The following is a 12155-nucleotide window of genomic DNA, read 5'->3' on the forward strand; positions in this document are numbered from 1 at the left end:
CGCTCATATATGAAAAAGATATTTGTTTTTTTTCTCCTTTTGCTATTTAATAAGGTTTTGCAGGCTCAAACACCAAGCGCAGATCAGAACTATATAATAGAAACTACCCTTAGGACTCCAGGTAAAACCACTGAAAGCCAGCTGATCGGGCTTCCTGTGGCTCAAGCCAACCGCAGTATTAAGTACTTTGATGGATTAGGTAGGCCTCTTCAAATTGTAGATTGGCAGGCAACTCCCACATTGAGAGATCTGGTTACCCCAATTGCCTATGATGCTTTTGGGAGGGAAGAGAAGAAATATCTTCCGTATTCAGGTATTGTAGCCCTTAGTAACGGAAGTTATAAACCCAATGCCCTCAATGAACAGGCTGCTTTTTATACAGACCCAACTAACACTTCAGGCTGGAATGCACCGGGAGTAACCCTTATTCCAGGGACAGCCTTTTCTAAAACAGTATTTGAGGCCAGTCCCCTAAACCGAATCCAGGAGCAAGGTTTTCCGGGAAGCACCTGGCAACCTGTGCCTGGAAGCAGCTCCGGCCATACGGTAAAAAAAGATTATGGAACCAATGCAAGCGACGTTAAACTTTGGAAAATAAATACAAATGGTGCAAGTTCAACAGGTAATTATCTCCCCGCAAAATTATACAGGACTACCTCAAAAGATGAGAACTGCGTGAGTGGAAAGACTGGAACCATTGATGAATACAAAGATTTTGAAGACCATGTGGTATTAAAACGGATCTGGGAGAACGAAACCAAAAGCCTGTCTACTTATTATTTGTATGATGATTTGGGCAATCTGAGTTATGTACTGCCGCCCGCGCTGAATGAAAATGGATTAAACATCAATAGTTTTGCAGAAAATGACGTCAACTTTAACAATTACATCTATGCTTACCATTATGACGGTCGCCAGCGTCTGATTGAAAAGAAGATTCCAGGCAAAGGCTGGGAAGAAATGGTTTATGACAAACTGGATAGGCTGGTATTGAGCCGGGATGCTGTGCAGGCAGCTGCTAATAAATGGTTATTTACCAAATACGATACATTAGGTAGAGCGATTATTACCGGAATCATGAGCAGCGTAGGCACGCGTATTTCCTGGCAAACCCTATTTAATGCAGCAAGTAAAAACTGTGAACTCAGGGACAGTACCAATACCAATGTAACAGGAACTGGCTATACCAATGTGGCTTTACCTGCACATGCAAATGTACTATCTTACTATACCTTGAATTACTATGACGATTATGCTTTTTATCGCAATACTTTTGGCGGCCCAACAGGTACCCAAAGTACGGGTATAGCCGTTAAGTCATTGCTTACCGGGTCTAAAGTGAATATTCTGGGGACTACGACCATGCTGTTGACCACGAACTACTACGATAGCTTTGGAAGGGTTATTCAAACAAAAAGCACGAACCATCTGGGCGGTACAGACGTAACAGATCTGGCTTATAATTTTCCGGGCCAAATAACCAGCAACACCAGAACACACACCGTTGGCTCAACTGTCACAACCATCTACACCGCTTATGATTATGATCATATGGGTCGAAAAACAAAAACCTATGAAAAGATCGGAACCTTGGCAAGCCCACAGGTAGTACTTTCAGAGCTGGTTTACAATGAGGTTGGGCAAGTGACCACTAAAAAGCGAAATAATGGATCAAACACTAATCTTCTCGGTTATAATGAACGTGGCTGGTTGAATGGGAGCAACTCACCAGGTTTTATAATGGCTCTTGGCTATGCAGACGGTGCTATCCCTCAATATAATGGAAATATAGCTAATCAATTTTGGAGTACAGCGGGAGGTGCTGTAAAAGGATATGTCTATGCCTATGATAAACTGAACCGCTTAACCTCCGGAATCTCTTCCGATAACAAAAACGAGCAGGGGGTCACCTATGACCTGATGGGTAATATACTAACCTTGACTCGAGACGCTTTATCCCCGCAAGTGTATACTTATACGGGCAATAGGTTAAATGCAGTAACAGGAGGCTTAACCAGGACCTATACCTATGATCTGAACGGAAATGCCTTGACCGATGGAACAAATACCTTTACCTATAATGTGCTGAACTTGCCAGCGACCGTTACCGGACCTAACGCTTCAACCTACACCTATGACGCTACTGGTAAAAAACTGACCCGGGTAAAAGGATCGGTGACCACGCATTACATTGACGGGATCCAGTACAATGGAACGGCTATAGATTTTATCCAAACCGAAGAGGGGATAGCCAGACCGGTTTCCGGAGTTTACAATTATGAGTATACTTTAAAAGATCATTTGGGCAATGCGAGGTATTCCTTCAACAGTGCCGGGATACAGATCCAAGCGGATGATTATTATCCTTTTGGAAAAACTTTTAATAGTTATGTATTAGGTGCCAGAAATAATTATCTTTATAACAGCAAGGAGTTGCAAGATGGCTTAGAGCAGTATGATTACGGGGCTAGGTTCTATGATCCGGTGATAGGAAGGTGGAATGTGGTGGATCCGTTGGCAGAAATGGATAGGAGAACAAGTCCTTATGCTTACGGGTTTGATGATCCGATAAGGCATACAGACCCGGACGGGATGTTTGGTGAGGATTTCAATGAAGATGAAGATGGCCCTGGACCGAGAACGATGAGCTTATCAAAAGCTACTCAACCCACTGGATCAAGAGCAGGAAATATATTCAAAAATACTTTAAAAGCATCCGGAGCTGCAATTGTTATAGGTTTGGGACCAGAAGACCCAATTGCCGATCTTGTAGCTGGGGGGATTTTTCTCGGTGGTGCTAGTTACGCTTTAGGGACATTAATTTATGATCATTTAAACGGGTCTAGTTTATCATCGGCTGAAGCTAATGTTTCTAGCAAGACAGAGAAAGAGGCTACTACTTCTGAGCCAAAAACTGAGAATTCGGGAAGGGCTGGAAAACAGCAAAGACTTAAGGACATTGCAAATGATGATAAAGAAAGCTCTGCAAACCGAGGTTGGGTAACTCAGGAAAAAAATCAGATAGATCGCGGTAAGAGGACAGGTATTAGAAATCCTCCCGGAAAAGAGTTGGCTCATAAGAGAGGAAAAGAGGCTGCAAAGGGCTATAGTTATGAACATTCGAATTTGCAGGATAAAGACTTACATCGATTGCAGCATAAGCATGATCAAAATGGCAGAAAAAATAAAGAAAATCCAAATTAAATGATAACAAAAGAAGAAGTTGCAAGCGTTTCTCAATTGGACGCATTTGCCAGATATAAATATTTCATAAAAAGAGTTGCAGATAGTGAAACGATTTATTCGTTATCTAAAAATAATGAATTAGCACTTGCCGAAATCGATGGCATGAAATTAGTTTCAATTTGGAGTGCTCCTGAATTCGCTAAAGAATGTGCAGTTAATGAATGGACAGATTATAGTGTGATTAAATTAAGTCTAGATGACTTTAAAGAGGAGGTAGGAATATTGATTTCTGAAAACGCATACTTGATTAATGTTTTTTCAATTAAAGATAAAACTGGGTTTGTAGTAAAATGGGAGGAGCTTTGGAGAGATATAGACGATGAATTAGATGAATATATTTAACAGCATAATAAGAAAAGCCTAGTCCAAAGTCGGGCTTTATTGTTTATTGCCCGTAAGCCTTTCTGGCTTTTGCGTCCCTAAGAAAAGTGTCTATGATGTAAAACAACCAGTAGAATCGGGGTATGCTAATAGAGGGCAATAAAGCCTGGTTCAATCCATAACTTAGAGAGGGCTTATTGAGTTTTAATGGTTTTTGAGTAAATGGGGTAAGGATCATAAGGGACCAAGCGGAACAGTTTTATCTTTTTATGACTAATATTGTTGTGATATTTGTTATATGGAAATGCTAAGTATTCAGGAAAAAAGAGTAATTGTAGTTTTTTGGAAAAATAATATAGAGAATCCTTTTGAAGTGTTTTCTAATTTAAAGAACTTTTGTTTAAGCTATCCGCAGTTTAATTACAACACCATAAGTAATTATTTGAGTAAGGCTAAAGTTGCTTATGAAAATCAGGAAATACGAATAGAACGTAAAAACATTATTTCTAAGCCTAAGCCTGCTCCTGAACCTCGAATTAGAAAAATAGCACCTGTACTAAGAAGGGTTATGATGAAAAATGCCAATGATGAACAACATGACCTGAAATATTGGTTGGGCCGACCAGTTAAAGAGCGAGCTGCTGCAGTTACTTACATTATTTCTCAATCTTTAACAAATGGACAAAGAATGGATAAAACTAAGCTGGTAAAGAAAAGAATGCACGCATGACGTTAGCCGAAGATTTTGAAGATTTTGTTAAATTGTTAAACCAGTACAATGTTGAGTACATGGTTGTAGCTCAAAGTTGTGAGTGATTTTGGATTGCAATCTCTTGGCTTCCAGAAGGAGGATTTTTTAACTGAAGGATTAATTAGCCAAATCGGATACCCACCATTAAGGATTGATGTTCTGAACCTCATTGATGGAGTTAAGTTTAGTGAGGCGATCTTAAATATGTAAAAGATAGAACTCGATAATGATCTTGTCATCAACGATATCGGCCTTAGTGATCTCGTAAAAAATAAACAAGTCTCCGGCCGCAGACAAGACATCACCGATGTTAAGACATTACAAAAGTTAATGAAATCTAAAAAGGGCAGTTTTCCAGATACGTCTAGTGAAAACTAAAACATGTAAATAATAGATATAGTCTGTATCGCTGGTTATTAAAACAAAAGATTAATAGTTTTTTTACGTTTGCGTTTGAATTTGCTCTTCCGTTTGCAATACTTAATTATTTTTTTGATTTTTTATAAAAATAAATATGATGTAATTGTTGAAAAATATAAGAGAATCAATGTCAAATATGCGCTGGTCTATTCATTTTCGAGTGCAATATTCGCATTTGTTTCTGCTATATTACATGGAATGCTAAGGTAATTAAGATGAAAATAACATTGAGCATAAAAAAGGAGTTACAACTAGATCCCGAGAAAGCAGAAGAAAAAATTTTAAAATATTTACAGAAAAAATCATATAAGATTATTAAAGATGCTGCAGGATCAATATCTTTTATTGATGATGAAAACGATAACAGAAAAAGGTATAGATCAGACTTTCATACCAGAATTGGCGAGGGAAGATTTGAGATACAACCAGGGAGTCAATGTACGACAGTAAAATTAATATACTACACTCCAATATTGTTCCCGATATTAATGATGTTGGGATTTATAGTGATTGGAATTTATGCGCAGTCATTCGCAGCGCTTTTGGGAATTTTTATGTTTTTACCTGTATTATTTAAAATTGCTTCAATGAATGAAAATGTATTTAAAGAAATATTGGAATGCTAATTTTGGTGGTGTGTGTCAATAAACACACAAAAATGCCTTGGAGGTAAATAATATGAATTTTAATAATTTGAGATTAAAGTATGAGATATTGCAAAAAACTCATCTTGACTTACATATTGTTCGTCAAAAAGCCATTTCGGAACTGCGAGAAGATAAGTATAGAATAACCCAGGAAACTGATGAACGTATTATATTTGACAATTCTGGTCCGCCTAGATTTGAAATGCGAGGTACGTCTGCGTCCAAACTGCAAACTGGTGTTTTGGAGTTATTAGATATTCCGACGAAAGTCGTTCAGGAGTATATTTGGTTTTAACCTTCTCATGAGAAAGATAGTCCAGCACACGGTTTTTTACTGCTATATATAAATAGGAGGTAATGGAACTTATCTAGGATAAATGAGCCTTTTTTTTCCAAAGCTTTAAAAATATATCTTGTACTGCCGATGAATTACTGGAGCATTTGATAGGCATGTTTGATCAATAAATGATTGTAGCGGTCAAATATTTCGGTATGCGCATAATCATCCCCGCCACGAAAAAGCATGGTCAATTCTTTGTCAAGAATCCTTTTGTAATTTTTCCTGCTCACTGAATCACGAATTTACGCAAATCGTAGACAATTTCATAATTGTTTCCCTCGTTGCTCCAGCGAGTCCTAAATAGAAATATATAAAGTTTGTTCAAGTACAGTAATAAAGGATTCTACAGGAACTTAGCTTATCCCTATTACTGACACGGATAAAAAGTCTAGAAAGAAAGATTAAGAAAAACGTAAGAGAGATGGAGTGAAATGATTATAATATTTGAAAGGTGGCATCCATATTCTGGATGTCACCTTTCTGCAAAATAGAAATGGTTTATTTAGCGTTCTTTTTCTCAGTCACTTCTATGCGGATTTCCTGAGCTAATATTTTCAGATTCTGCATTGCTTTACGTAATCTTGTGCCTGATACGGCGTTGCCAAGGCTGTAAAATTTATCAGCATCCTTTTCTACAGAAGCTACCAATTCTTTGATTTTTGACAGTTTTTCCATTTCTTTTCGTTATTGGATTGGTTCGGCGTATTTACTAAATTGTTTAACAACAAGACCTGATTTTTTCAACCCGGGTAAAAACTGGTCGGTTTTACCTACAATAACGATTCTGGCATTGTCATGACTGAAGTATTTTTTGCTGACACGCTGGATGTCATCTGCAGTAACCGCATTTAACTTCTTAAGATAGGTGCGGTAAAAATCTTTTGACAGGTTATTGATCAGGATGCTGCTCGCAAAACCGGCACTACGCGTAGGGTTCTCTAAACCTAGTGCAAAAGATCCGTTGTATAAGTTCTTCGCATTCTGAAGTACATCAGGGTTTACCTTTTCCGTACGCATCACATTGATCTCTTTTAAAATCTCTACTACAGCGCTATCTACTTTTTCATTTCTTACGGATGCTGTGGCACTGAAAGTCGATTGCAATCGCCCTGACCCTGTATTAGAATAGGCTCCATATGTAAAACCATGTTTTTCCCGCAGGTTTCTAAAAAGTTTGGCATCCGCACCACCACCCAGAATTTCATTGGCGAGCAATACCGCATGATAATCAGGACTGCTCATGGGTAAATCTATAAGATTTGTCACCGTGATTTCCGACTGAACCGCAGATGGCACATTTACGACATCTACTTCAGTTTTGGCAGGATTGTTTACTTTTGCCAGAGCAGGAAAGGTCAAAATCTCACCTTTCCAGTCGCCAAAAGCTTTTATAGCAATTGCCCTTGCGGCCTCTGGTTTAATATCGCCGACAAAAGTCAGGTAACCTCTTGAAGGAGTCACATATTTTTTATAAGCAGCTTTAATATCATCAAGAACAATAGAATTGATGCTTTGCTCGGTCTCAAATTCTCCATAAGGATGATTCACTCCGAATGACAGCACGTTAACCACACGTCCTGAGATAGCCGTTGCGTTGCGCTCGTTGGATTTTAAATTGGTAAGGCTTTGTGATTTCAGTTTATCAAATGAAGCTTGCGGAAAAGCAGGATTTCTCAGGGCATCGGCCATTAATAAAAAAGCATCATTAAAGTAACGGGTCAGCGCAGATGCTTGTCCCCCACCGGCCGAAACGCCGACTTGTGCACCCATCTGATCAACAGCCTCATCAAACTGGGCCTTTGTTTTTGTAACCGTGCCTTCATTAAGCATGCCGTCCAGTAATCCAATCACTCCGGCTTTTGCTCCTTCGGTGATCGGCCCCGCGTCAATCTGGTAACTTGCAGAAACCTTTGGCAATTTATGGTTTTCTACAACGAGAACAGTAATTCCGTTTGGTAAGTTATAGATCACCGGGTCGTCAAATGTAATGGTAGGGGCGGGCCCCGGTTTTGGTCTTTGGCTCCTGTCTAATTTCTGTGCGGATACTGACTGAACAAACAGCGCAGCTACAGCAAATATAAATATCTTCTTCATGTTTATTTCTTTGGAAGGTAATAAAGTAGTATACGCTGATCTTTGTTTAGGTATTTCTTAGCCACATCCCTGATTTCCTCAGGACTGATCGATTTGATCTCTGCAAGCTGTTCGTTAAGGTCATTCGTGTTCTTATTGTGAAAAGTATAGCCATTGGCAAGATTCTCGGCCACTCCAATCATTTTTGTGTTGGCACTCACATACCCGCTCTCAAACTGATTTTGCAATTTTTTAAACTCAGATTCACTAATCAGATCAGTCTGAAGGCGAACAACCTCAGCATCAATGTCTGTCAAAAGATCATTTAAAGGAGTATTGTTGTTGGGCAGGGCGAGTGTAATGTAGGCGCCATGATCTTCCAGCGTATAGTTGAATGCTGAAACCTGCAAAGCGGTCTTTTTTTCATCGACCATTTTTGTGCTCAATCTGGAGCTTCCACCACCTGATAAAATGGTGCTGACCATTTCAAGTACCTTGTTGTCACGGCTTTTCATTCCCGGAGCACGGTAAGCGGCAAATATTGCCGGAATTTGGATGTTAGCGTCATACACCGTGTCCACGATTTGTTTCGTAATAGGTTTCAGGGCAAAAGTGCCTTTAACCACAGGGGCTCCCTTTGGTACCTCATTAAAATACTTAGCAACGAGGGATTTGGTTTTTTCTATATCCAGGTCACCGGCAATGGTCAGCACAGCATTATTGGGTGCATAATACTTTTTGAAAAAAGCAATAAATTCTTCCAGTTTGGCGGCATCCAGGTGCGCCATTGACCCTATTGGCTGCCAGCTGTAAGGGTGTCCTTCAAACAAGTTGGTGAATATGTTCTCAGCAAACTTGCCATAAGGTTTGTTGTCAATGCTCATGCGCTTTTCTTCTTTGACCACTTCGCGCTGGGTTTTTACTCCCGCATCATCGATCTTCGGATGAAGCATGCGCTCACTCTCCAGCCATAACCCGAGTTCAAGTAGGTTTGACGGAAATTCTTCATAATAAAACGTCCTGTCCTGTGAAGTATTGGCATTGTTTTGTCCGCCATTACTGCTCACAATCTTCATGAAATCGCCGCGCTTCATGTTTTCGCTTCCTTCAAACAAAAGGTGCTCAAAAAAATGCGCAAAGCCGGTCCTTTCAGGATCTTCATCCTTGGAACCTACATGATACATTACAGAGACGGCTACCACCGGAGCTGTTTTGTCTTGATGGAGAATGACATGCAAGCCATTTTCCAGGTCGTATTCAGTAAACTTTATCTGTTGCGCACTGCTGCGAAGAAATAGTCCTGATAACGAAAGAATCATTAAAAATTTATATCTCATTTTTTACATTTTTATAAGGGGAATATATTTTCACATGAATTTAACGTCCCTTTAATAGTTAAGTAGAACTGCGGTGACTTTCGGGGTAGTCGAAATGAATTTTTTTATATAAGCAGCTTTAATATCATCAAGAACAATACAATTGATGCTTTGCTCGGTCTCAAATTCTCCATAAGGATGATTCACTCCGAATGACAGCACGTTAACCACACGTCCTGAGATAGCCGTTGCGTTGCGCTCGTTGGATTTTAAAAGCCTCATCAAACAATACGTCACAACAGTTTTGCGTGCTAAAGCACATTTTATTATGGCGACAGTATGTGCTGTGGTCTATGACCACCACGAAAAACAAGACAAAACGATAAATGTTAAAATCCGCGTCTATCACAAAGGTGAGAAGAAAGTGAGCTAGGGTCAAAACTGAACTTTTTTTTCATGCGAAGATCTCAGAGACTACCTGAGAGACAAAGACAGCGATGTGGATTTTATCAAATTCAGCAGAAAACACATTAAAAATCTCATCGAAGTTGCCCGCACCGGAACTGCGAGTAATCAGACAACAGTAGTAAACAGCCTATGCGACTACTTAAAAAGGAAAAGCATATCCATAAATGAAATCTACTCCAATATGCTTACTGTTTACAAGAAATGGTTACGAAGTAACAGAACCATGATACGCATAAACCAATTGGGTAAGCCAGTAGAAACAACAGAGAAGGGCTTAAAAGATGGGGGTATAATCACATGTGTGATTTAAGAACCCTGTTTAACGAAGCAAGGAAATTATACAACAATGAAGACCTCGGAATCATTAAATCAAACAAACATAAATTTAAACAGGTGTTATCTTTCTGATGATGCCCGTTTTCTTATTTAAAGTCCATTTTATATTTCGAGCTGTAAAACGAAAGGAAGCTGACTTTTGTAATCCAAAAATTATCCACAGCTTTGTCATGAAAAATCCTTAAATTGTATTGGGGATAATAACCAGTTAATTTTCATGGAGGAACGACCATTACTAGCTGATTCAGAATTGCTGTTGAGAACAGCAAAGGGAGATCAGCGTGCCTTCAGTGCGATCTATCATCTGTATTACGATAAGATCTATAAATTTTCCTACCGTTTGTTGCTTTCTGAAGAGTTGTCCGAAGAAGTTGTGCAGGAAACAATGCTGCTTATCTGGCTGGGTGGCGATAAGCTTAAAGAGATCAGAAACCTGGATGCTTACTTAAAAGCTGTTGCAAAAAGGAAAGTAATTGCGCTATTTCGCCGTAAGGCCATTGAAGACCGCGCGGTCAAAGAACTAAAAGCGGCCTATTCTGACGTGGACAATGAAACAGAAGAAGGTATCTTATACAGGGAATCCCGTAAAATCCTGGAAGAGGGCATCATGCTATTGCCGAGTCAGCAGCGATTGGTTTACCAGTTGTGTTACCAGGATGGGCTGAAATATGAGGAGGCGGCCGAGAAGCTCCGCATTTCCCCTGGTACAGTTCAAAGCCACATGAAGCAAGCATTGAGATTCTTACGCAATCATCTTTCCAACCATTCGGATATTGCGGCGCTTCTGGTCATATTCCGCCTGCTTTAAAAAATATTTTCATTTCGACTACCCCGAAAGTCACCGCAGTTCTACTTAACTATTAAGGGGAGGTTAAATTCATGTGAAAATATATTCCTTATCCCTTACAAAAAATGAAAAACGAAAGAGCAGTTTATCTTTACAACAAATACTTCAAAAGCGAACTCAGTGCTGAAGAACAGCTGGAATGGGATGCCCTCGGTCTGGATTTCGACAATGACCAAATTTTTCAGGAATTGGTTGATGGTTTTTGGGAGAGCAAAAAAGAAGATGTGCCCGGAATGAATGAGGTTCATGTTTCTTCTGTGGAAGCGTATATTCTTGCGCAGCCTCAGCCGGTTCTAACGGAAGACAAACCGTTTGTTAAAAAGCTATGGCCAAGAATTGCGATTGCCTCGGCGATTGCGTTAATCGTGATTGGTGCTTATTTCTTCAGATCGACATTCACTGAAACCGATAGCAACAACACAGGCCTAGCAGCAGATATTGCTCCGGGTAAGAACGGGGCTACATTGACTTTGGCCAACGGTCAGAAAATTTTCATCGATGATGCTTTGGCTGGGAATATCGCCAATCAGTCGGGCGTGAAGATTTCTAAAACCAAAGAGGGGCGGATCATTTACGAGGTAACGGATCAGGGAACGGATAAGATCGAATACAACACATTGACCACTACACGGGGGGAACAAACCCAGGTGCGTTTGCCTGATGGCTCCCTCGTGTTTTTAAATGCAGTTTCTTCGCTGAGGTACCCGACAAGTTTTGCGAAATCGGCAAAAAGGAGCGTCGGTTTAACAGGTGAGGGTTACTTTGAAATTTCTAAAAATAAGACGCAGCCTTTTGTGGTAAATGCGGCTGGTCAGCAGGTGGAGGTATTGGGGACGCATTTTAACATCAATGCCTATTCGGATGAAAAAGCAGTTAAGACAACTTTACTGGAAGGTTCGGTGCTGGTTGCTCCTGTTTCGACTGACGGATTGGGTGCGGATAACGCTAAAGGCAAAATACTTAAACCGGGTCAGCAGAGTTCGCTGACAAAGCAGGGGATCCAGGTAGCTAATGTGAATCTGGATGAGGTGATGGCATGGCAGAAAGGCTATTTCAGGTTTTACGATGAGGACATTACTTTGATTATGCGTGAGATATCGAGATGGTACAACATAGAGGTGGAGTATTCTGGGGTGTTGCCTAGGATTGGTTTCAATGCCAGAATTGATAAGAACAGCACCATCATAGAAGTTTTGGGGAAACTGGAAAAAACAGGGGACATACATTTTAAAATAGAAGGGAGGAAGGTTATCGTGAGTAAATAATTACTAAAATAGCCATTAATGCCAAATCCCGATTGGAGTCGGGATTTGGGCTATGTTTGGCTTTGTATCATTAAAACTAAATCAACTAAACGCAGTCGGCCTGATGTTTTCGAGGCAATGGCTTA

At 39.9% G+C, this 12155-nt stretch carries 12 protein-coding genes; 8 read left to right on the plus strand and 4 right to left on the minus strand.

The window, feature by feature from the left end; genetic code table 11:
• Window positions 1-9 precede the first annotated feature (9 nt).
• The 5 genes from R2S08_RS09380 (at window position 10) to R2S08_RS09400 (ending at window position 5680) form a co-directional block, all read left to right on the plus strand.
• On the plus strand, window positions 10-3204 hold the full coding sequence (locus R2S08_RS09380) for a DUF6443 domain-containing protein (protein ID WP_316834923.1): 3195 nt from the start codon (window positions 10-12) through the stop codon (window positions 3202-3204).
• Window positions 3205-3588, plus strand: a complete 384-nt coding sequence (locus tag R2S08_RS09385) for a DUF2750 domain-containing protein (RefSeq protein ID WP_316834924.1) — start codon at window positions 3205-3207, stop codon at window positions 3586-3588.
• Window positions 3589-3865: 277 nt separating this feature from the next.
• A complete protein-coding gene (locus R2S08_RS09390; RefSeq protein ID WP_316834925.1) occupies window positions 3866-4297 on the plus strand; it encodes a hypothetical protein in 432 nt (143 codons plus the stop codon).
• Window positions 4298-4953: 656 nt separating this feature from the next.
• Window positions 4954-5364 (plus strand): hypothetical protein, encoded by a 411-nt coding sequence (locus R2S08_RS09395; protein ID WP_316834926.1) that lies wholly within the window; start codon window positions 4954-4956, stop codon window positions 5362-5364.
• 52 nt (window positions 5365-5416) lie between these two features.
• Window positions 5417-5680, plus strand: a complete 264-nt coding sequence (locus R2S08_RS09400; protein WP_316834927.1) for a hypothetical protein — start codon at window positions 5417-5419, stop codon at window positions 5678-5680.
• 134 nt (window positions 5681-5814) lie between these two features.
• Here the strand turns inward: R2S08_RS09400 and R2S08_RS09405 are convergent, their stop codons facing one another.
• The 4 genes from R2S08_RS09405 to R2S08_RS09420 form a co-directional block, all read right to left on the minus strand.
• Window positions 5815-5955, minus strand: a complete 141-nt coding sequence (locus tag R2S08_RS09405; protein WP_316834928.1) for a hypothetical protein — start codon at window positions 5953-5955, stop codon at window positions 5815-5817.
• Between the two features lie 268 nt (window positions 5956-6223).
• On the minus strand, window positions 6224-6400 hold the full coding sequence (locus R2S08_RS09410) for a histone H1 (protein ID WP_316834929.1): 177 nt from the start codon (window positions 6398-6400) through the stop codon (window positions 6224-6226).
• A gap of 9 nt (window positions 6401-6409) precedes the next feature.
• A complete protein-coding gene (locus R2S08_RS09415) occupies window positions 6410-7819 on the minus strand; it encodes a pitrilysin family protein (protein WP_316834930.1) in 1410 nt (469 codons plus the stop codon).
• A 2-nt stretch (window positions 7820-7821) separates the two neighbouring features.
• A complete protein-coding gene (locus R2S08_RS09420; RefSeq protein WP_316834931.1) occupies window positions 7822-9135 on the minus strand; it encodes a pitrilysin family protein in 1314 nt (437 codons plus the stop codon).
• Window positions 9136-9613: 478 nt separating this feature from the next.
• Here R2S08_RS09420 and R2S08_RS28875 point away from each other — a divergent pair, with 478 nt between their 5' ends.
• From R2S08_RS28875 to R2S08_RS09430, 3 genes are all read left to right on the plus strand, one after another.
• The gene (locus tag R2S08_RS28875; protein ID WP_410479519.1) at window positions 9614-9892 is read left to right on the plus strand and encodes a phage integrase SAM-like domain-containing protein; all 279 of its coding nucleotides are present in this window, start codon (window positions 9614-9616) and stop codon (window positions 9890-9892) included.
• A 243-nt stretch (window positions 9893-10135) separates the two neighbouring features.
• Window positions 10136-10726 carry an RNA polymerase sigma factor gene (locus R2S08_RS09425; protein WP_316834932.1) on the plus strand — a complete coding sequence of 197 codons (591 nt, stop codon included), beginning with the start codon at window positions 10136-10138 and terminating at the stop codon, window positions 10724-10726.
• 104 nt (window positions 10727-10830) lie between these two features.
• Window positions 10831-12030: a FecR family protein gene (locus tag R2S08_RS09430; protein WP_316834933.1), complete on the plus strand. Its 1200-nt coding sequence runs from the start codon at window positions 10831-10833 to the stop codon at window positions 12028-12030.
• Window positions 12031-12155: the final 125 nt, after the last annotated feature.

The organism is Pedobacter nutrimenti (assembly GCF_032678445.1).
In the GTDB taxonomy this organism is placed as follows: domain Bacteria; phylum Bacteroidota; class Bacteroidia; order Sphingobacteriales; family Sphingobacteriaceae; genus Pedobacter; species Pedobacter nutrimenti_A.